The organism is Micromonospora sp. ATLC16 (assembly GCF_057196645.1).
Genome location: NZ_JBXUOW010000013.1, coordinates 60,915 through 81,755, shown reverse-complemented (window position 1 = coordinate 81,755; position 20,841 = coordinate 60,915). Strand labels below are relative to the sequence as shown.

General features: G+C 69.9%; 17 protein-coding genes. 11 read left to right on the top strand and 6 right to left on the bottom strand.

The genetic code is table 11. The annotated features are described in order from the left end of the window. Positions 1-37 precede the first annotated feature (37 nt). From AC2CHE_RS08295 to polA, 7 genes are all read left to right on the top strand, one after another. On the top strand, positions 38-1,240 hold the full coding sequence (locus AC2CHE_RS08295; RefSeq protein ID WP_484504306.1) for a hypothetical protein: 1,203 nt from the start codon (positions 38-40) through the stop codon (positions 1,238-1,240). 364 nt (positions 1,241-1,604) lie between these two features. Further along, positions 1,605-2,759: a branched-chain amino acid ABC transporter substrate-binding protein gene (locus tag AC2CHE_RS08290; protein WP_484504305.1), complete on the top strand. Its 1,155-nt coding sequence runs from the start codon at positions 1,605-1,607 to the stop codon at positions 2,757-2,759. Positions 2,760-2,825: 66 nt separating this feature from the next. Next, positions 2,826-3,809 (top strand): branched-chain amino acid ABC transporter permease, encoded by a 984-nt coding sequence (locus AC2CHE_RS08285; RefSeq protein ID WP_484504304.1) that lies wholly within the window; start codon positions 2,826-2,828, stop codon positions 3,807-3,809. Then, a complete protein-coding gene (locus AC2CHE_RS08280; RefSeq protein WP_484504303.1) occupies positions 3,806-4,963 on the top strand; it encodes a branched-chain amino acid ABC transporter permease in 1,158 nt (385 codons plus the stop codon). The genes AC2CHE_RS08285 and AC2CHE_RS08280 overlap by 4 nt, the downstream gene beginning before the upstream one ends. Further along, a complete protein-coding gene (locus AC2CHE_RS08275; protein ID WP_484504302.1) occupies positions 4,956-5,894 on the top strand; it encodes an ABC transporter ATP-binding protein in 939 nt (312 codons plus the stop codon). Before AC2CHE_RS08280 ends, AC2CHE_RS08275 begins: the two co-directional genes overlap by 8 nt. Continuing rightward, the gene (locus tag AC2CHE_RS08270) at positions 5,884-6,594 is read left to right on the top strand and encodes an ABC transporter ATP-binding protein (protein WP_484504301.1); all 711 of its coding nucleotides are present in this window, start codon (positions 5,884-5,886) and stop codon (positions 6,592-6,594) included. The genes AC2CHE_RS08275 and AC2CHE_RS08270 overlap by 11 nt, the downstream gene beginning before the upstream one ends. A 106-nt stretch (positions 6,595-6,700) precedes the next feature. Then, the gene (gene polA / locus AC2CHE_RS08265; RefSeq protein ID WP_484504300.1) at positions 6,701-9,400 is read left to right on the top strand and encodes a DNA polymerase I; all 2,700 of its coding nucleotides are present in this window, start codon (positions 6,701-6,703) and stop codon (positions 9,398-9,400) included. A gap of 298 nt (positions 9,401-9,698) precedes the next feature. Here polA and AC2CHE_RS08260 read toward each other — a convergent pair whose 3' ends face one another. From AC2CHE_RS08260 to AC2CHE_RS08245, 4 genes are all read right to left on the bottom strand, one after another. Then, on the bottom strand, positions 9,699-10,130 hold the full coding sequence (locus AC2CHE_RS08260) for a DUF3140 domain-containing protein (protein WP_484504299.1): 432 nt from the start codon (positions 10,128-10,130) through the stop codon (positions 9,699-9,701). Next, positions 10,117-10,335, bottom strand: a complete 219-nt coding sequence (locus AC2CHE_RS08255) for a hypervirulence associated TUDOR domain-containing protein (RefSeq protein WP_484504298.1) — start codon at positions 10,333-10,335, stop codon at positions 10,117-10,119. Before AC2CHE_RS08255 ends, AC2CHE_RS08260 begins: the two co-directional genes overlap by 14 nt. A 64-nt stretch (positions 10,336-10,399) precedes the next feature. Continuing rightward, a complete protein-coding gene (locus AC2CHE_RS08250) occupies positions 10,400-10,735 on the bottom strand; it encodes a Uma2 family endonuclease (protein ID WP_484504297.1) in 336 nt (111 codons plus the stop codon). Positions 10,736-10,757: 22 nt separating this feature from the next. After that, complete coding sequence (locus AC2CHE_RS08245) at positions 10,758-11,579, bottom strand: class I SAM-dependent methyltransferase (RefSeq protein ID WP_484504296.1); 822 nt, start codon at positions 11,577-11,579, stop codon at positions 10,758-10,760. Positions 11,580-11,840: 261 nt separating this feature from the next. Between AC2CHE_RS08245 and AC2CHE_RS08240 the strand changes: the two genes are divergently transcribed. Further along, positions 11,841-12,875 carry a DUF4394 domain-containing protein gene (locus tag AC2CHE_RS08240; protein ID WP_484504295.1) on the top strand — a complete coding sequence of 345 codons (1,035 nt, stop codon included), beginning with the start codon at positions 11,841-11,843 and terminating at the stop codon, positions 12,873-12,875. Positions 12,876-12,963: 88 nt separating this feature from the next. On the opposite strand, the gene AC2CHE_RS08235 is transcribed toward AC2CHE_RS08240, so the two are convergent. Further along, positions 12,964-13,254, bottom strand: a complete 291-nt coding sequence (locus AC2CHE_RS08235; RefSeq protein WP_484504294.1) for a hypothetical protein — start codon at positions 13,252-13,254, stop codon at positions 12,964-12,966. A 325-nt stretch (positions 13,255-13,579) separates the two neighbouring features. Between AC2CHE_RS08235 and rpsA the strand changes: the two genes are divergently transcribed. After that, positions 13,580-15,073 carry a 30S ribosomal protein S1 gene (gene rpsA / locus AC2CHE_RS08230; protein WP_484504293.1) on the top strand — a complete coding sequence of 498 codons (1,494 nt, stop codon included), beginning with the start codon at positions 13,580-13,582 and terminating at the stop codon, positions 15,071-15,073. A gap of 276 nt (positions 15,074-15,349) precedes the next feature. Further along, positions 15,350-16,531, top strand: coding sequence for a dephospho-CoA kinase (coaE, locus tag AC2CHE_RS08225; RefSeq protein ID WP_484504292.1), 1,182 nt, complete (start codon positions 15,350-15,352; stop codon positions 16,529-16,531). A 40-nt stretch (positions 16,532-16,571) separates the two neighbouring features. Here the strand turns inward: coaE and AC2CHE_RS08220 are convergent, their stop codons facing one another. Further along, positions 16,572-18,323 (bottom strand): hypothetical protein, encoded by a 1,752-nt coding sequence (locus AC2CHE_RS08220; protein WP_484504291.1) that lies wholly within the window; start codon positions 18,321-18,323, stop codon positions 16,572-16,574. Between the two features lie 400 nt (positions 18,324-18,723). Here AC2CHE_RS08220 and uvrB point away from each other — a divergent pair, with 400 nt between their 5' ends. Continuing rightward, positions 18,724-20,832 (top strand): excinuclease ABC subunit UvrB, encoded by a 2,109-nt coding sequence (gene uvrB / locus AC2CHE_RS08215; RefSeq protein WP_484504290.1) that lies wholly within the window; start codon positions 18,724-18,726, stop codon positions 20,830-20,832. The last annotated feature ends 9 nt before the right edge of the window (positions 20,833-20,841 follow it).

The following is a 20,841-nucleotide window of genomic DNA, read 5'->3' as shown; positions in this document are numbered from 1 at the left end:
ATCGCTGAGACTCGTCACCGCCACTAGCATCTGGCCCATGGGCGTTCGGTGCTTCGCGCGTACCCCGCGCTCTGGTGGTCGGCGCTTCCTCCTCCTGGTGTGCGGCCTGCTCACGGTGTTGCTGGCGGGCTGTCCCGCATCCGGCGGTGAGACCGACGAGCCGGAGCCGGTGTCGTTGGCGTGGCAGCAGGTCCAGCTGCCGTCGCCCGACGGGCCGGGGCGGATCGTGGTGCGGGATCTGGCTGTCTGCGCGGGCCGTTGGTATGCGGCGGGTGCGGTTGCCGACGGGGCCGGTGGTGCCCGACCGGCGGCGTGGTCCAGCCGGGACGGTGCGCAGTGGACACCGGTGCCGGTGCTGGCCGATTCCTACTACGGGCGGCGAAGCGTGTTGTTCTCGATCGCCTGCCGCGACGGGCGTGCGGCTGCCGTCGGCGGCAAGGTGGGTGGCGCGCACGGCAATCCGCGGGTGAGTACCTGGTGGCAGCGTGGGGACGGCACGCTGGTCGAGGTGGCGGCGTCGTTCGAGCTGTACGGCGGGCCGAAGGCGGTGAACGTGTCCCGGTTGGCGGCCGGTCCCGCCGGCTGGCTGATCGTCGGCAACCGGGCCAGCGGTGCGGCGGCCTGGGTCTCGCCGGACGCCGCGGAGTTCACGCTGATCGAGGACGCGCCGGAGTTGTCCACCGATGAGCAGGGTGTGACCTGGGCGTTCGACGCGGTGGCCGGGCCGTGGGGGTGGTTGGCGGTGGGTGGGTTGCTGCCCCCGGGTCGCATCGACCGGGATCCGGTGACGTGGACGTCGGTGGACGGGCGTGACTGGAGCCGTACCATGCTGCCGGGCACCGAGGCGTACGAGGAGATGCAGCGGGTGGTCCTGGTCGACGGCGCGCCGGTGGGGGTGGGGCTGCGGGGCCGGGGCTTCGGCACGTGGCGTCGGGAGTCGACGGGGTGGACGGCGGCCGGGTGGTTCGGAGGGGTGGCCGGCGGGGTGCCCTCGGTCGGCGGGTTGGCCGCCGTGGGCGGGCGGGTCATGGCCGTGGTCTCCGACGGTGAGCGGTACGGCGGGTGGCTGTCGGAGGATCGGGGCGACGGGTGGCGGGTGGTCGAGTTGCCGGTGACGGCACCGGTGGGGGCGGACCGGAGCGTCAGCCTGACGGCGGACGGTCAACGGTGGTGGTTGGCGGTGGACGACGGCTCGGGCACGTCGTTGTGGATCGCTCGGCTCGCCGCGACCTTCCAGTGAAGCCGTCCGGCTACTCTCCGTAGTTGCTTCGGCTGCCCGCGGCATGCCTTCCGGGTAGGGAGTTCGCCTGTCGGTCCAGGTCGGTCGCGGCGATAGATACTGTCCCAGCTGGCGGACGGGCAGCCGCTCAACCACCGGTCAGCGGATTGACCTGTTACGGGAGTGGCGGCATTTGAGGTCGTCTTCGTAACGGTTTCGCAGACCCCGCCCCTGACTCTTCCGAGACCGTAGGAGTGTGGGTACGCTCCGCCATCACGAGCCGTAACGCAGGGGGTCTCCTTGCTGGGCCGGTGGTGCCGCGCCACAGCCGTCACCGCTGCCTGGACCAGGTGTCTGTCCTGCTTCTGGAGGAGGTCAGGAAGCCGTGAGGCGAAGCTATTCAAGGGCGCTGGGTACTGCCGCGCTCGCCGCGGTGCTGGTGGCCGCCGCGGGCTGCCAGGACACCGGTGGCAGCAACGGCGACGACGCCGCGTCCGGGGACTGCGGTGGCAAGATCGCCATCTTCGGCGCGTTCAGTGGTGACAACGCGGGTCTGGTGCTGCCGTCGCTGAACGGTGCCAAGCTCGCGATCAAGCAGCACAACGACGCGAACGCCGACTGCCAGGTCGAGATGGTCGAGTTCGACACGCAGGGTGACCCGTCGCAGGCCACCCCGGTGGCGAACCAGGTCGCGGGTGACGACTCGTTCCTCGGTGTCATCGGTGGTCACTTCTCCGGTGAGTCGGACGCCACCATGCCGGTCTACGAGGCCGCCGGTCTGGTGATGGTCGCCCCGTCGGCGACCCGGACCGACCTGACCCAGAAGGGCAACAAGTCCTTCTTCCGGGTGGTCGGCAACGACGGCACCCAGGCGGGCGCCGTGGCGACCTACCTGAAGTCGCAGAACGCGCAGCGGGCCTTCCTGATCGACGACGCCAGCGCCTACGGTGCCGGCATCACCGCCGAGCTGACCAAGAACCTGGGCGCCACGCTTGCCGCCAGCGACAAGATCCAGGAGCGGCAGTCGCAGTTCGACGCCACCATCTCGAAGATCAAGGCGGCGAACGCCGACTTCGTCTTCTACGGCGGCTACACCCGCGAGGCCGCGCCGCTGGTGCGCCAGATGCGTGCCGCCGGTGTCAAGGCGAAGTTCATCGGCCCGGACGGTCTCTACGACCCGGCCTTCCCGGCGGGTGCCTCCGGCGGCGCCGAGGGCTCCATCATCACCTGCCCGTGCCTCCCGGCCGACAAGGCCGGCGGTACCTTCACCGCCGACTACCAGGCCGCGTACGGCCAGGCCCCGGGTTCCTACGGGGCTGAGGGCTTCGACGCCGCGCAGATCTTCGTGGACGCCTTCAAGGACGGCAAGAAGAGCCGCGCCGAGATCCTGGAGTACGTGAAGAACTACGACAAGCAGGGCGTGTCGAAGTACATCAAGTTCGACGCCAACGGTGACGTCGACCCGTCGCGGGTGGTCATCTGGTCGTACGAGATCAAGGGCACGGCGTTCGAGCCCCTGCAGGAGCTCAAGCTCAGCTGACGACCGGCACCGAGTGCGGCCGGGGTTGTTCGTTGCCCCGGCCGCGCTCCATGCAAGGAGACCCTGGTGAATTTCGACGATCTCTTCGGCCACATCGGCCAGCACACCGTCGACGGGTTGTCCAAGGGGGCGATCTATGCCCTGATCGCCCTGGGCTACACCCTGGTGTACGGCGTCCTGCGTCTGATCAACTTTGCCCACTCCGAGGTGTTCATGGTCGGCACCTTCGCGGTGCTCGGCCTGTGGACCGCCTTCGGGGTGGAGAACAACCCGCCGATCGGCCAGGCGGTGCTGTTCCTGGTGCTCGGCCTGATAGTCGCGGCGCTCGCCTCCGGCGGTACCGCGCTGGCGATCGAACGAATCGCCTACCGCCCGCTGCGACGCAAGAACGCGCCGCCGCTGATCTTCCTGATCACCGCCATCGGCCTGTCGCTGGTGCTGGTGGAGATCTTTGGCCTGGTGCTGCCGAAGCTGCTGGGCGAGGCGGTGCCCTCGATGTTCGGCCGGGCCCGGATCATCCTCGGCATGCCGACGATCATCGAGCAGAAGACCCTCTTCACGATCTTCGGCACCTCGATCAACAACATCCAGGTGATCGTCTTCGTGGCCGCCGTGGTGATGATGGCGCTGCTGGACTGGTTCATCAACCGCACCCGGTACGGCCGGGGTGTGCGGGCGGTGGCGCAGAACCCGGAGACGGCGGCGTTGATGGGCGTCAACCAGGAGCGCGTGATCATGCTGATCTTCGTGCTGGGTGGCATCATGGCCGGCGCGGCGGCGCTGCTGTGGAGCATGCGCTTCGGTATCACGCAGAACAGCATCGGCTTCGTGCTCGGGCTCAAGGCGTTCACCGCGGCCGTGCTCGGTGGCATCGGTAACCTGCGTGGCGCGCTGGTGGGCGGGCTGTTCCTCGGCATCGTCGAGGTCTACGGCGCCACCCTCTTCTCGTCCAACTGGGAGGACGTCATCGCCTTCGTGGTGCTGGTGGTGGTGCTGATGTTCCGGCCCACCGGCATTCTGGGCGAGTCGCTGGGGAGGGCCCGAGCATGATCAGCAAGATCCGAGAGTTGGACCGCAGCCGGGTCAACGCCCTGCACGCGGTCGGCGACCGGTGGCGGGCGCTGCCGAAGTGGCAGCGGTCCCTGGGGTTCGTCGCCTTCGTGGTGTTCCTCTACTACCTGCCGCTGCTCGGCATCCCCGGCCTCACCTGGTTGCGCACCGACTCGATCTCGGGCGGCAGCAACTGGGCGGGGGTGCTCTTCACCTGCGCCGTCTACGTGCTGGTGGCGATCGGCCTCAACGTGGTGATCGGCCTGGCCGGCCTGCTCGACCTCGGCTACATCGGCTTCTTCGCCATCGGGGCGTACGCGGTGGCGCTGTTCGGCTCGGTCAACTCACCGGTGGTGCAGTGGTTCCAGCGGGAGTTCGACCTGCCGCCCACCTGGGCGGTGACCTGGACGATCTGCGCCTTCATCGCGCTGGTGCTGGCGCTGATCTCCGGGGTGCTGCTGGGTTGGCCGACGCTACGGCTGCGCGGTGACTACCTGGCCATCGTGACGCTCGGCTTCGGCGAGATCATCCGGATCGTGGCCCGCAACCTGGAGGGCGTCACCCGGGGCCCGCAGGGCATCTCGGCGATTCCCGGACCGGAGGGCCCACCCTCGCCGAACAACGAGGTCTTCGGCCTGATCGACGTCAAGCCGTGGTACTGGCTGGCGATCACCGTCGTGCTCCTGGTGGTCTTCGCGGTGCGGCGGCTGGAGCACAGCCGGGTCGGCCGTTCCTGGCTGGCCATCCGGGAGGACGAGGACGCCGCCGCGGTGATGGGCGTCTACCCGTTCAAGTTCAAGCTCTGGGCCTTCGCCATCGGCGCGGCACTCGGCGGCCTGGCCGGCTTCCTGTTCGCCAGCCGGCAGGCATTCATCGATCCGACCCGCTTCGACGTCAACCTGTCCATCCTGTTCGTGGCGATGGTGGTGGTCGGCGGGTCCGGCAACATGGTCGGCGTGTCGGTGGGCGCGGTGCTGCTGGCGTACCTGCCGGAGCGGTTCCGGGAGATCGCCGACTACCGCTGGCTGGCCTTCGGTCTGGCCATGGTGCTGGTGATGATCCTGCGGCCGCAGGGCCTGATCCCGAGCCGGCGGCGGACCCGTGAGCTGAAGGACCGAGAGTCGGAGGCAGAGGAGGCGCCCGCTCATGTCTGATGAGACGAAGACCCCGGCGGCGCCGAGGATCCCGGCTCAGCCGAAACCGGCCAGGAACCTCCTGGAGGTCGACAACGTCACGCTCCGGTTCGGTGGCGTGGTCGCGCTCAACGAGGTCAACTTCGAGATCAAGGAAGGCGAGATCCTCGGCCTGATCGGGCCCAACGGCGCCGGCAAGACCACCTGCTTCAACGTGATGACGGGGGTCTACAAGCCGACGTCGGGTGCCGTGCGGTTCGGCGGCGAGCGGGTCACCGGTCGCAAGCCGCACCAGATCAGCCGGCTGGGCATCTCCCGGACGTTCCAGAACATCCGGCTGTTCCCGGAGATGTCGGCGCTGGAGAACGTCATGGTCGGGACGGACTCCCGGCACAAGACGAGCGTGCCCGGCGCGCTGTTCCGGCTCTACCGGGTGCGGCCCAGGCCGGAGCAGTTGCCGGAGGTCACCGCCTCCGGCGGTGTCGCACGCACCTGGCAGCAGGTGCGGCGGTCCTTCGCCAAGACGTTCGGCCTGTCCCGCTACGTGGTGGAGGAGCGGGCGGCCGAGGAGAAGGCGATGGAGCTGCTGCGCTTCGTCGGTATTGCCGACCGGGCCAACGACGCGGCGCGCAACCTCCCGTACGGCTACCAGCGACGGCTGGAGATCGCCCGGGCGCTCGGCACCGAGCCGAAGCTGCTCTGCCTGGACGAGCCGGCGGCCGGGTTCAACCCGGCCGAGAAGGAGGAACTGCTGGGGCTGATCCGCCGGATCCGCGACAACGGCGTCACCGTGCTGCTGATCGAGCACGACATGCGGCTGGTGATGGGTGTCACCGACCGGATCGTGGTGCTGGAGTTCGGTAGCAAGATCGCCGACGGACTGCCGGACGAGGTCAGCCGAGACCCGCGGGTGATCGCGGCATACCTGGGGGAGTCCGCCGATGCTGCTTGAGTTGGACAACGTCAGCGTCTCGTACGGCCGGATCGAGGCGTTGCACGGCATCAGCCTCACCGTCAACGAGGGGGAGGTGGTGGCCCTGATCGGCGCCAACGGCGCCGGCAAGACCACCACCATGCGGGCGATCTCCGGCATCCGGTCGCTGTCCGGCGGTCGGATCATCTTCAACGGTGAGGACATCAGCAAGCTCCGCGCCGACCTGCGGGTGGTCCGTGGCCTGTGCCAGTCACCCGAGGGTCGGCAGATCTTCCCCGGCATGACCGTGCTGGAGAATCTGGACATGGGGGCGTACACCCGGCGCGACCACGCCGGCATCGCCGCCGACCTGGAGCGGGTGCTGGAGATGTTCCCGCGGCTGCGCGAGCGGCGTAAGCAGGCCGGTGGCACCCTCTCCGGCGGTGAGCAGCAGATGCTCGCGGTGGGCCGGGCGTTGATGAGCCGGCCGAAGCTGCTGCTGCTGGACGAACCGTCGATGGGTCTCGCACCCATGATCATCCAGCAGATCTTCGACATCATCGTGGAGATCAACCAGCAGGGCACCACGGTGCTGCTGGTGGAGCAGAACGCGCAGCAGGCGCTCTCCCGGGCCCACCGGGCCTATGTGCTGGAGACCGGTCGGATCGTCAAGGAGGGCACCGGTCAGGAACTCCTGCACGACCCGTCGATCAAGGAGGCGTACCTGGGCGTGGCCTGAGGTGTGCCGTACCGACGCCGGCCGTCCGTCCCTCGTGGGTGGGCGGCCGGCGGCGTTCCGGTGCTGCCGCGCCAGCTTGTCGGCGGTACGGACTAGAGTCGCAGCCGTGACAGCTACGACCCCGCGCCTGCTCCTCGTCGACGGACACTCCCTGGCCTACCGGGCGTTCTTCGCTCTGCCGGTGGAGAACTTCTCGACCACCACGGGGCAGCCGACAAACGCGGTCTACGGCTTCACCTCAATGTTGATCAACGTGTTGCGTGACGAGCAACCGACCCACATCGTCGTCGCCTTCGACGTGTCCCGTCGGTCCTTCCGCACCGACAAGTACGCGGAGTACAAGGCGGGCCGCAGCGAGACCCCGACCGACTTCAAGGGCCAGGTCAGCCTGGTGAAGGAGGTGCTGGCGGCGCTGCGTGTCCCGGTGGTGGAGAAGGAGGGCTACGAGGCCGACGACGTCATCGCCACCCTGGCCTGCCGGGCCCGCGACCAGGGCATGGCGGTGTTGATCTCCACCGGCGACCGGGACGCCTTCCAGCTCGTCGACGAGCAGATCACCGTGCTCTACCCGCGCAAGGGCGTCTCCGACCTGGCGCGGATGGACCCGGCGGCGGTCGAGACGAAGTACGGCGTGCCCCCGCAGCGCTACCGCGACCTGGCCGCCCTGGTCGGCGAGACCAGCGACAACCTACCCGGCATCCCCGGCGTCGGCCCGAAGACCGCCGCGAAGTGGATCAACACGTACGGCGGGGTGGAGGGCGTCATCGCCCGCGCCGACGAAATCAAGGGCAAGGCGGGCGACAGTCTCCGGGAACGGCTCGCCGATGTGATCCGAAACTACGAGATCAACCAGCTGGTCGCCGACCTGGAGTTGCCGCTGCGTCCCGAGGACGCCCGCTGGCAGGGGTGGGACCGCGAGGCGGTGCACCAGGTCTTCGACACCCTCCAGTTCCGCATTCTGCGGGACCGTCTCTACCAGTACCTCGAAGCGGTCGAGCCGGAGGCGGAGTCGGGCTTCGACCTGGTCGGCGAGGTGCTGGCGGCGCCCGGCGCGCTCGTGGGTTGGCTGGAGACGCACGCGCCGGCCGGCACCGGGGTCGGGGTCGCGGTCAAGCTCGAGACCGGGCCGAACCGTCGGCACACCGCCACCGTCAGCGGGATGGCGCTGGCCACCGCCGACGGCGCGGCGGCCTGGTTCGACCCGGCCCAACTGGAGGCCGGCGACGAGGCGGCGCTGGCGGCGTGGCTGGCCGACGAGACCCGCCTCAAGGTGCTGCACGACAGCAAGCCGGCCGTGCTCGCCTTCGCCGCGCACGGCTGGACGCTGGCCGGCATCGCCCGCGACACCCAGATCGCCGCGTACCTGGCCCGCCCCGACCAGCGCTCCTACGACCTGACCGACCTGGCGCTGCGCTACCTGCACCGGGAGCTGCGGGTCGACGCCCCCGAGACCGGCCAGCTGACCCTGGACGGGCTCGGTGGCGACAGCGAGGCCGAGCAGAACCTGATGCTGCACGCCCGGGCCACCCTCGACCTGGCCGACGCGATCGACGCGGAGTTGTCCCGCGACGGAGAGCAGTCGGCCCGGCTGATGGCCGGGGTGGAGCTGCCGCTGATGCGGGTGCTGGCGCAGCTGGAGCGCACCGGCATCGCGGCGGACACCGACTACCTGACGGAGTTGGAGGCGCACTTCGCCGCCGAGGTGAAGGCCGCCGCGCAGGGCGCGTACGAGGCGGTGGGACGGGAGTTCAACCTGGGCTCGCCCAAGCAGTTGCAGGAGATCCTCTTCGGTGAGCTGAACCTGCCCAAGACCAAGCGGATCAAGACGGGTTACACCACCGACGCCGACGCGTTGCAGTGGCTGTACGCGCAGAACCCGCACCCGGTGCTGGCCCACCTGCTGCGGCACCGCGACGTGGCCAAGCTCAAGTCGACGGTGGACGGGCTGCTGAAGTCGGTCTCCGACGACGGGCGCATCCACACCACGTTCAACCAGACGGTGGCCGCCACCGGCCGGCTCTCCTCCACCGAGCCCAACCTGCAGAACATCCCCATCCGCACCGAGGAGGGGCGACGGATCCGCCGGGCCTTCGTGGTGGGTGAGGGCTTCGAGTGCCTGCTGACCGCCGACTACAGCCAGATCGAGATGCGGATCATGGCGCACCTGTCGGCCGACGACGCGTTGATCCAGGCGTTCAACTCCGGCGCCGACTTCCACGCCGCGACGGCCTCGTCGGTCTTCACCGTGCCGCTGGCCGAGGTCACCCCGGACCAGCGGCGCAAGATCAAGGCGATGAACTACGGCCTGGCGTACGGGCTCAGCGCCTTCGGGCTGTCCCAGCAGCTCGGCATCAGCGCCGAGGAGGCGCGCGGGTTGATGGAGAACTACTTCGCCGGATTCGGCGGGGTACGGGACTACCTCCAGGAGGTGGTCGCCCGGGCTCGCCAGGACGGCTACACCTCCACCATCCTCGGCCGCCGGCGTTACCTGCCCGACCTGGTCAGCGACAACCGGCAGCGGCGGGAGATGGCCGAGCGGATGGCGCTCAACGCCCCGATCCAGGGCTCCGCGGCGGACATCATCAAGGTCGCCATGCTGCACGTCGACACCGCGTTGCGCGACGCCGGGCTGCGCTCCCGAATGCTGTTGCAGGTGCACGACGAGCTGGTTTTCGAGGTCGCGCCAGGAGAACGGACGGTGCTTGAGGAGTTGGTCCGGCGCGAGATGGGTGGGGCGTACCCGCTGTCGGTGCCGCTGGAGGTGTCGGTGGGCGACGGCCGCGACTGGAACAGCGCCGACCACTGAGCCGGTCTTGGAAGGGCTGCCGGGGCAGCCCGACCCGCGCAGGGATCAAGCCTGACCGCCCGGAGCGGGTCGGGCTGCCCCGAAACCCTGACGTGGTCCCGGAACCCGGGCCGGTCAGGGTCCTGTGGACGAACCTCGGCTGATGCCTTGCAGTTTCGGGGTAGTTGCTGCCTCGCGGGTCGGCTGAGACAGCACCTTCGCCGAAGTTGTCGCCTGGTGGGGTGTTGAGGTGGGGTGCTGAGGTGGGGTGCGCGGTCTGTGGGTCGCAGCGGGGGTGATCCGCAGTCCGACGCGGGTCTCAGCGGGCGGGGCCTCGGCGGGACTTGGGTGGGGCGCCGTGCCGGTCGAGGGCCTTGCGGGAGGGGCCGCCGGGCGGCGGCAGCGGCGCCTTGACCGGGTCGTGGCCCCAGTTCATCAGCGAGTACCGCCACCGGGTGTCGCGCACGTCGCCGCTGGGGCGCTGGGCCATGTGCCGCCGCACGTACCCGACGACCTTGCGCATGTGCTTGTAGTCGGCCTCGGTCAGCTGCCCGCGCTTGCGGCGCAACAGGTCGATGATCTTCCGGCCGGATTCGTGGCCCACCGTCTCGCCGCCGCCGCTGCCCTTTCTCCGCCAGCCGACATGCTTGGACTCGTCGGTGTCCAGCCACTTGGACAACTCGCCGGGCTTCATGTTCACCGCCTCGGTGAACTCCTGATAGGTCTGGTCCGGGTCGTCACGGCCGCTCACGGCGCAGCACCTCCGGGAGGTGGGCCACATCCCGACCCGAGTCGTCGTTGCGGACGCGGTACTGCGGCTGCTCGGGTGACGCGTTCACCGCGTGCCCGCGTACGTGGGTGCGTTCGGTCAGCTTCTCCTTGACCACACCGTGGGCCCGGCCGCCGTGGCTGGCCCAGGAGACGTGGTCGCCCTCGCGGAACTCCTGGTCGGCCATGGTGTTCGGGTACCCGGGGACGTTCGGTGATAACGCCGCCGCCCGGTTTCGGGCACGACCGGGGCTATGGAGTGAGGTCGTCGACCGGAAGTTTGATCTCGAACGGTTCGGTCAGCTCGATCAGTTCCGCGCTGTCGGCGACGAGTTCGTACTGTCGCTCCTCGCCCGGCCCGATCCGGTCGCCGAGGCGGTACGCGTACACGTGCACCGGATCCTGCTCGATGCGCCAGTAGAAGGGGATGCCGGCGGCGGCGTACTCGCCCGGCTTGGCGAACCGGTCGACGCGGCGGGTGTCCGGCGAGACGACCTCGACGGCCAGCACGACGTCTGCCGGCCGCGGCCGGTACCGGTCGGCGGGACGCCCCCCGGGGACGGCGGCGTCGCACTGACCGCCCGGCACGGCGTCGTCCCGGCCAGCGGGCTCAGCTGGCGGGTTTCTCGGTGACGAAGATGGCGGTGCCGGGAAAGAGTCGGCCGCGCAGCGGGCTCCACTGCCCCCAGATCCCCTCGTGTCCGTCCGGCCACTCCGGTTCCACCAGGTCCAGCAGTCGGAACCCGGCGCCCACCAGCTCGCGTACCCGGTCGCCGAGGGTGCGGTGTTGCTCAACGTAGGTAGGGACGCCTGCTGCGTCCTGCTCGACGTACGGGTTGCGGTCAAAGTAGGAGTTGACGGCCAGCAGGCCAGCCTCACCTGGCTCGTCGAGGAAAATCCAGCGCATCGGGTGAGAGGTGGCAAAGACCCATGACCCGCCGGGGCGGAGTACGCGGAACACTTCACGCATCAGCGCCTCGGTGTCGGTGATGAACGGGACGGCTCCGAACGCGGTGTGCACGATGTCGAACGTCTCTGTTTGGAACGGCAGCGCGAGGCCGTCAGCCTGGACGAGCGGTATGTGAATGCCGGATCGCTTCGAGGCCAACCGGGCCTGCCTCAGCATGCCGCTTGACAGGTCCAGGGCCGTCACGTCGGCTGCCTGCCCGTCGAGCCACCGGGAGCCGGCTGCCGCGCCGCAGCCTAGCTCCAGCATCCGCATGCCCTTCACATCACCGAGTAGCCGGGCGTCCGCTTCGCGCAGACCTTCGGGGCACCAGACCAGATCCACATCCCCGAGGAATGATCCGTGCGCTTCTTGGTAGCTGTCAGCGTCCGCGTCCCACCAGTGACGGCTCGCCGTCCTGCTCTCGGTGCCGGTAACCGGCCGACGCGTGACGACGGGTTCAGCGGACGGCGGATGAGTGGTCATCCTCGTAACGGTACGGAGCCGGGCAGCTCGGCCGGCGATCGGCCTGTGGGGTGCAGCGTGATGGCAGAAGTGCGCCGATCCGCCGGCCCCGCTGAGCGATGACAGGCCGACGAATCTCGGCGTTTGTGCTGTTCAAAGGCCTTTCAGTCGATCGTGTTCAGTGTCCGCCGTTGCTACCCGCACGAGCTGTGTGAGCTGCTTTCATGTTGCTGTGACCGATCGGAGGGCTTTCGGTCTATCTGCGGCAGGAAGGTGCTGAAAATGAAGTATCCGCTCAACAGGGGTGTGCTGGCCGCTGGACTGTCCGTCGCTGTCGGCGTGGGGGCGTTCGCCGGCCCGGCCGCCGCCGACGGCGGGTCGTGGGACGACGGAGAGTACGACCGCGACAAGTCGTGTCACTCGTACTACGACCAGGACAACGACCGCTACGACAAGGGCAAAGATCACGGAGTTCTCGACAGGAGCAGCTACTGGACGAAGTACGAGGACCACTACTGGTCGAAGTACGACAAGGGTGAGGGCCGGTCGGCCTACGACAGGAAGGGCGACCGGGATGGGCTCAAGGCCATCGGGCTCACCGACGACCAGAAGCTGATCAAGTTCGACGTGGACAAGCCGTGGGACGCCTGCACCATCGGCTTCGTGGGGCTGGAGGACGGCGAGAAGCTCGTCGGCATCGACTACCGGGTCCAGAACGGCCGCCTCTACGGCGTCGGCGACATGGGCGGCATCTACCTGATCTCCACCCGCGACGCGAAGGCCGAGGAGGTCAGCCAACTCAGCGTCCCGCTCGAGGGCCGCTACTTCGGTGTCGACTTCAACCCGGCCGCGGACCGGCTGCGGGTGATCAGCGACCAGGGCCAGAACCTGCGGCACAACGTCAACGACGACACCACCATCGTCGACGGCACGCTGACCTACCCGCCCTCGACGGACGCCGCCAAGGGCGTGACCGGAGCCGCGTACACCAACAACGACCTCGACCCGGACACCGCCACCACCCTGTTCGACATCGACACCAACCTCGACCAGGTCGCGGTGCAGTCCCCGGCCAACGCCGGCCAACTGGCCGCCACCGGCAAGCTCGGCGTCGACGCCGGCATCTGGGCCGGCTTCGACATCTACAGCAGCATCCGCGACGACAAGGCCGTCTACAACAAGGGCTACGCGGTGTTGCACGTCAACCACGACAGCAAGCTCTACAAGATCGACATGTTGACCGGCGAGGCCGACAAGCAGGGCGGCTTCGGCGACTACACCGTCGTTGACCTCGCACTGCCGCTCGACCAGCGCTGAACGTCGGCGACATAGCGAGCGAAGGGGAGGCCGGAGCGGAACCGGCCTCTCCTTCGCCCATGTTCCGGTTCAGGTGGTGGGTGCCAGGTCATGCCAGGTTCTTCCAGGGGCCTGGACGGGCTACGGCGTAGGTGCGCAGTTCGTCGGAGCGGTGGGCGGCCGGGACGGCGGCGTCGAAGGTCTGGTCGGCGAAGGGCAACGCGAGCGCGTCGGCCTGCGCCAGCGGTCCGCGTACCCCGCTGCGGGCATTTGGCTCGTGTCGCGTGCCGCAGGATGTCGGCGGACAGGTCCACCGCCGCCGGCCGGGCCCCTGGGCGGTCAGCCAACGCGAGCAGGAGGCGGCGGCGCAGCCGACCTCCCACGCCTGTCGCCCGGTCACCTCGCCGAGCAGCCGGGGCCTCGCGTAGCCCCTCCGGGCGCCAGACGAAGTCCATCGCATGGTTGGTCGAAATCTCCGCTTTGGCGGCTGGTGCGTCGACGAGTAGGCGGGAGGGCTTGCACGCTGTGGTAATGCAGCAGGTAGGGTAGACGATGCGCTCGCGGATCGTGTGCCTCGGCAGGGAGCAGGTGCGCGGTCGACGGAGTCACATCAAGATCTCGTTCAGCGATATCCAGGTGGGCCCGCCGACGGATCCGTTGGCGCGCACAGGTCACCGCGACACCAGCCTGCTGTGACACACCATCCGACCGGAGCAACCGCCCACATGACGAGCAGCATCGAGGCCCCCTCGAGCGCCACCAAGGTCACCGTCGACGATCTCGGCTCTGAGGAAGCTTTCCTCGCCGCGATCGACGAGACCATCAAGTACTTCAACGACGGCGACATTGTCGAAGGCACCGTCGTCAAGGTCGATCGGGACGAGGTCCTGCTCGACATCGGCTACAAGACCGAGGGTGTCATCCCCTCTCGGGAGTTGTCGATCAAGCACGACGTGGACCCGGCAGAGGTCGTCTCGGTGGGCGACCACATCGAGGCCCTTGTCCTCCAGAAGGAGGACAAGGAGGGCCGGCTGATCCTCTCCAAGAAGCGGGCGCAGTACGAGCGGGCCTGGGGCACGATCGAGAAGATCAAGGACGAGGACGGCGTCGTCCGCGGGTCCGTCATCGAGGTGGTCAAGGGTGGCCTCATCCTCGACATCGGGCTGCGTGGCTTCCTGCCGGCCTCCCTGGTCGAGATGCGCCGCGTGCGCGACCTGCAGCCGTACGTCGGCCGTGAGCTCGAAGCCAAGATCATCGAGCTGGACAAGAACCGCAACAACGTGGTCCTGTCCCGCCGGGCCTGGCTGGAGCAGACGCAGTCCGAGGTGCGCACCGAGTTCCTCAACAAGCTCCAGAAGGGGCAGGTCCGCAAGGGCGTCGTCTCCTCGATCGTCAACTTCGGCGCCTTCGTCGACCTGGGCGGCGTGGACGGCCTGGTGCACGTCTCCGAGCTGTCCTGGAAGCACATCGACCACCCGTCCGAGGTCGTCGAGGTGGGCCAGGAGGTCGAGGTCGAGGTCCTGGACGTCGACCTCGACCGCGAGCGGGTCTCGCTGTCGCTGAAGGCGACCCAGGAGGACCCGTGGCGTCAGTTCGCCCGCACCCACGCCATCCAGCAGATCGTGCCGGGTAAGGTCACCAAGCTGGTGCCGTTCGGCGCCTTCGTCCGGGTGGACGACGGCATCGAGGGTCTGGTCCACATCTCCGAGCTGGCCGAGCGCCACGTGGAGATCCCCGAGCAGGTCGTCCAGGTCGGCTCCGAGGTCATGGTCAAGGTCATCGACATCGACCTGGAGCGCCGCCGGATCTCGCTGTCGCTCAAGCAGGCCAACGAGGGCTTCGTCGAGGGCGAGGAGCACTTCGACCCGACCCTCTACGGCATGGCCGCGACCTACGACAACGAGGGCAACTACATCTACCCGGAGGGCTTCGACCCGGAGACGGGCGAGTGGCTCGAGGGGTACGACAAGCAGCGCGAGACCTGGGAGAACCAGTACGCCGAGGCGCGGCAGCGCTGGGAGGCGCACCAGAAGCAGGTGCAGACCTCCCGGGCCGCCGAGGCCGAGGCCGCTGCCAACCCGCAGCCCGCCCCCACGGCCGGCGGCACCACCAGCTCGACCAGCGCGGCCCCGAGCCGGCAGGCCGAGGAGCCGGCGGGCACGCTGGCCACCGACGAGGCGCTCGCCGCACTGCGGGAAAAACTCGCCGGCGGCAAGTGAGTCTGCGGCACGTCCAGTCGCGGCGTGTCTGACGCCGCACCGCGATCTGGATCTGTCGGTTGACAACGAAGGGCCCCGCCCCGACCCCCGGTACCCGGGTCGGGCCGGGGCCCTTCCCCTTCCCTCTCCCCACTTCGTTGATCATGAGGTTAGCGGCACTTTGAAGATCAACAACTGCCGTCAACCTCATGATCAACGCTGGGTGGGGTTGGCGGGTTGGGTGGGTTGGGTGGGGTGGGGTTGGCGGGGGTGGGGTGATCGGGTTGACTGGGTGCCGTGCTGAGGTTGGGGTTGACCGGCGGGATCGGTTCGGGCAAGAGCGCGGTGGCGGCACGACTGGTCGAGCGGGGCGCGGTGCTCATCGACGCCGATCTGCTCGCCCGGGAGGTCGTCGCACCCGGTACCGAGGGGCTCGCCGAGCTCGTCGCCACCTTCTCCGACCGGGTGCTGAACGCCGACGGGTCGCTGGACCGGGCTGCCCTGGGTGATCTGGTCTTCGCCGACGAACCGGCCCGGCGCGCGCTGGAGGCGATCATCCACGGCCGGGTCCGGGCCCGTACCGTCGAACTGACCGCCGCCGCCGCGTCGGACGCCGTGGTGGTCAACGATGTCCCGTTGCTGGCCGAGGTGGGACTGGCGCCCGCCTACCACCTGGTGGTCGTGGTGCAGACCGGGGTGGACATCCGGCTGGCGCGGCTGGCCCGGGACCGGGCGATGAGCCGGGCAGAGGCGCAGCGCCGGATCGCCGCCCAGGCCGACGACGCCCGCCGCGCGGCGGTGGCGGATGTGCTGCTGACCAACGAGGGCACCCTCGACGAACTGCACGAGGCGGTCGACGCGCTCTGGCGCGACCGGCTGGTGCCGTTCGAGGCCAACGTGCGCCATCGGCGGGCGGTGCGCCTTCACCAGGTCAGGTTGGCCGATCCCGACCCGACCTGGCCGAGGCAGTACGCCCGGCTGGCGGACCGGATCCGGCACGCCATCGCCCCGGCCGACCTGCGGATCGATCACATCGGTTCGACCGCCGTCGCCGGCCTGGCCGCCAAGGACGTCATCGACATCCAGCTCAGCGTGCCCTCCCTCGCCGAGGCCGACGGCGCGTTGGCCGAGCGGCTGGCCAACGCCGGTTTCCCGCGGCTGCCGGGCGAGTGGTGGGACAGCCCCCGACCGGCCGGCAGCGGCCGGTGGGCGAAGCGGCTGCACGGCAGCGCGGACCCGGCCCGCCCGGTGCACCTGCACGTGCGGGTGACTGGTTCGCCGGGCTGGCGGTACGCCCTGCTGATGCGCGATCACCTGCGGGCCGATCCCGACCAGCGGGCCGCGTACCTGGTACTCAAGCGGGAACTGGCCGCGTCCGCACCGGACAGCGGCACGTACGCCACGGCGAAGGATCCGTGGTTCGACGAGGAGCATCTCCGGGCGGAGGAGTGGGCCGTACGCACCGGTTGGTGTCCCTGACGGCTCGCCGGGGATCGCCGGTGGGCGCCCGGTAGCCCGCTCAGCGCCGCTGCGGCGGTGTCAGCCGTGGTATCTGGCCCGGCGCCAGGTCGAGCTGTGCCCAGGCGCCCGCCCGGGTCAGCAGTTCCAGCCGGCGCAGCATCCCGGACCGGTCGACCCAGTAACGCAGCGGCCCTCGGGCCGTGTCGACCTGCACCACGTCGACCGTGACGCCGGCGAGGCTGTCGCCGCGTACCCGTCGCGCGCGGCCCTGGACGCCGGTGCGCTGTGCGGCCTGTAACGCGGCGGCCACCAGCGGGTCGAGCGCCTCCGTGCGATGCGGCCCCGCGCGCCAGCCGGCGGCCGGTGGCGGTAGCGGCGGACGCGCCGGCGCACCGGCGCCGTCGATCCGGGTGACCTTGCGGCCGTGGTGGCGGACCAGGGTGCGTCGATCGTCCACGTCGAGGTCGGTGACGCCGAGGTACGCGTTGCCCGACGTCCAGCTCAGCCAACCGCTGCCACGCAGGTTGGTGGCGGCGGAGACGGGCATGGTCAGGGTCGCCGTTGCTCCGCCGGCGGTTCGCAGACTGGCCGGCAGCCGACGCCAGCGGTCCCGCTCGGTGGCGGTCAGGGCGCGGGGCAGACCGGGTCGACCGCCGAGCGCCTCGACCGGTCGCAACGTCGGCCGGTCCGCCCGGTTCACGGCCACCGTGACCGGCCCGAATCCGGCGAGGTCGGTCTGCACCCGGTGCAGCCGTCCGGCCCGGTCCAGCCAGTAGCGGACCAGGGCGCCGGCCTCGGCCGTGGCGGCGGGTCCGCGGCTCGCCGCCGGACCGGCGCCCGGGCTCGACACCTCCAGCACGTCGACCGGCTCACCGTTGAGGTGTTCGCGGCCAACCCAGCGGCCGGCCCAGCGGCTCATCGGTTCGGGTCGGTCGGCGGCGAGCGAGAAGATCATCCCGAGTAGCGGATCGAGCCTCCGGTCGGCGGGTAGCCGCCACCCGCCGGCCGGTGGCACCAGCGGCGGCATGGCCGGCGTCGGTACCGCCGCCGGGTCGGGTCTGATCACCAGCACGGTGGGAGTGGCCTGGGCCAGACCGCGCGACCGGCCCGCGCCCGGGCCACCCACGTCGAGATAGGCCAGCCCACGGGCCCAGTCGATCCAGCCGAGCAGGTCGGTGCGGGCGGCGTCGGCACCGGCGGTGACATGCAACCCGGCGCGCAGCTCGCGGTAGTTGGTCACCCGCATGACGGCCAGTCGTTCCCGTTCGGCAGTTGTCAGGTCCCGTGGCGGCGGCCCGTCCGGCGTCCAGTTGACCAGCGTGGCCACCAGCAGCACGGCGGAGAGCACCGCGGTGAGGGTCAGCCCGGCGAGGGTGAGACGACGCCGGTGGTTGGCCGCGCGCCGCGGGTCGTCGGCCCCGGTGGCCGCCCCGGCCAGGTCCTCCTCGTCGGCGCGGTTCCCGGCGGCCAGATCGAGCAGCCCGCCGGTGACCACGGCCCGGCGGACGCCCGGCCGGGACTGCGGCGGCCGGCCTGCCGTCTCGGTGCTGTCCAGGTGCAGGACGGCGGGTGGCGCGATGCCGGCGCGGTGGCGGCGGTTGCGCGTACGGGGGTGACCCGTCGGCCCGGCGTTGCTGGTGGCGGCCGGGTCGTTCCGGCTCGTCGGCAACGGCAACGGCGACGAGCCGGTGCGGGTGGTGCCGGCCGGGCTGTCGCCGCTTGCCGGCCCGTCGGGGCGGCCCGGGTCGGTACGCAGATCCTGGCGCGCGCGGCGGCGGTCGGCGGACGGCGGTGGTGAGCTGTATTCCACGGGAGGATGAACGGCCGGGAGCACGCCGGGGTGACGAGCAGGGGCGCTCGCGGCGGCCGGTCAGCGCGATCCGCGCGACCACGTCCGGTGCGCACGCCAGGCATGCCGGGTGCTGCGACCCTCGGTGCCGGGGGTGGCGTGGCCTTGTGCGGCCCGCCACCGGCCCGGTCGGCCGCCGCGAGCGGCCTACAGGAAAAGCGTAGCCGGGTGAGCAGAACCACACAATGCGAATATCGAAGCCGATCATATCCCGCACGTAGTCGTGCGGGAGCGGGTGGACCCCGACGTTGCGCGTCGCGCGCCCGACGAGCGCCCTCACCGGTGCCGACCTGGCGGTCCGTCGGGCCGCCGGGCACTGGAACGGGGTTGGCTGTCGGAGCCCCGGCGTACCGTTGACGCCATGGCGCTCGACATACCCCGGCTCGACGGCCGTTTCCAGGTCATCAGTGATTTCCAGCCGGCCGGTGACCAGCCGAAGGCGATCGACGACCTGGAGCGGCGGGTGCGTCGCGGCGACCGGCACACGGTGCTGCTCGGCGCGACCGGCACCGGCAAGAGCGCCACGACCGCCTGGCTGATCGAGCGGCTGCAACGTCCCACGCTGGTGCTGGCACCCAACAAGACGCTCTGCGCCCAGTTGGCGAAGGAGTTCAGCGAGCTGCTGCCGGACAACGCGGTGGAGTATTTCGTCTCGTACTACGACTACTACCAGCCCGAGGCGTACATCCCCCAGACCGACACGTACATCGAGAAGGATTCCTCGATCAACGAGGAGGTCGAGCGGCTGCGGCACTCGGCGACGATGTCGCTGCTCACCCGGCGCGACGTGGTGGTGGTCGCGACCGTCTCGGCGATCTACGGGTTGGGCACCCCGGAGGAGTACCTCGACCGCGCGGTACGGGTGGCCGTCGGCCAGGAACTCGACCGGGACCAACTGTTGCGCCGCCTGGTCGACATCCAGTACACCCGCAACGACATGGCCTTCCAGCGCGGCACCTTCCGGGTCCGCGGCGACACGCTGGAGATCATTCCGGCGTACGAGGAACTCGCCGTACGCATCGAGCTCTTCGGCGACGAGGTGGAGAAGCTCTACTACCTCAACCCGCTGACCGGTGACGTGGTGCGCGAGGTGGACCATCTGTTGATCTTCCCGGCGACGCACTACGCGGCCGGGCCGGAGCGGATGGAGCGGGCGGTCCGCGACATCGAGTCGGAGTTGGGCGAGCGGCTGGCCGAGCTGGAAAGGCAGGGCAAGCTGCTGGAGGCGCAGCGGCTGCGGATGCGCACCACCTACGACATCGAGATGATGCGGCAGGTGGGCTTCTGCTCGGGCATCGAGAACTACTCGATGCACATCGACGGCCGGCTGCCCGGCAGCCCGCCGCACTGCCTGCTGGATTACTTCCCCGACGACTTCCTCACCGTGGTCGACGAGTCGCACGTGACGATTCCCCAGATCGGCGGCATGTACGAGGGAGACGCCTCGCGCAAGCGGATGCTGATCGACCACGGGTTCCGGTTGCCCAGCGCCGCCGACAACCGGCCGCTGCGGTTCGACGAGTTCCTGGAGCGGGTCGGCCAGATGGTCTTCCTGTCGGCGACCCCCGGTCCGTGGGAGCTGGAGCACGCCCAGGGCGAGTTCGTGGAGCAGGTGATCCGCCCGACGGGTCTGGTCGACCCGGAGGTGGTCGTCAAGCCCACCAAGGGCCAGATCGACGACCTGATGCATGAGATCAAGATGCGGACCGAGCGCGACGAACGGGTGCTGGTCACCACGCTCACCAAGAAGATGGCCGAGGACCTGTCCGACTATCTCCTGGAGAACGGCATCCGGGTGCGTTACCTGCACTCCGAGGTCGACACGCTGCGCCGGGTGGAGTTGCTGCGCGAGTTGCGTCGGGGCGACTACGACGTGCTGGTCGGCATCAACCTGCTGCGCGAGGGCCTCGACCTGCCCGAGGTGTCGCTGGTGGCGATCCTGGACGCGGACAAGGAGGGCTTCCTACGCAGCGGCCGGTCGTTGATCCAGACCATCGGCCGGGCGGCCCGTAACGTCTCCGGCCAGGTGCACATGTACGCCGACAAGGTCACCCCGTCGATGGCGGACGCGATCGAGGAGACGAACCGGCGGCGGGCCAAGCAGACCGCTCACAACGAGGCGCACGGCATCAGCCCGGAGCCGCTGCGCAAGAAGATCCACGACATTCTCGACGACATCTACCGGGAGGCGGAGGACACCGAGGCGACGCGGGTCGGCGGTGCGGTGCGGCAGCTGTCACGAGGCAAGGCGCCGGTGAAGGAGACCCGTAGCCGGGCCCGGAGCGGTGCGGCCGTCCCGGCCCGCGAGGGCATGGCGCGGGCCGAGTTGGCGCAGCTCATCCAGGAGCTCAACGACCAGATGCTGGCCGCCGCGCGGGAGTTGCAGTTCGAGTTGGCCGCCCGGATACGCGACGAGGTCGCCGAGCTGAAGAAGGAGTTGCGGGGGATGGACGCCGCCGGTGTGCGGTAGGTGCCGCCA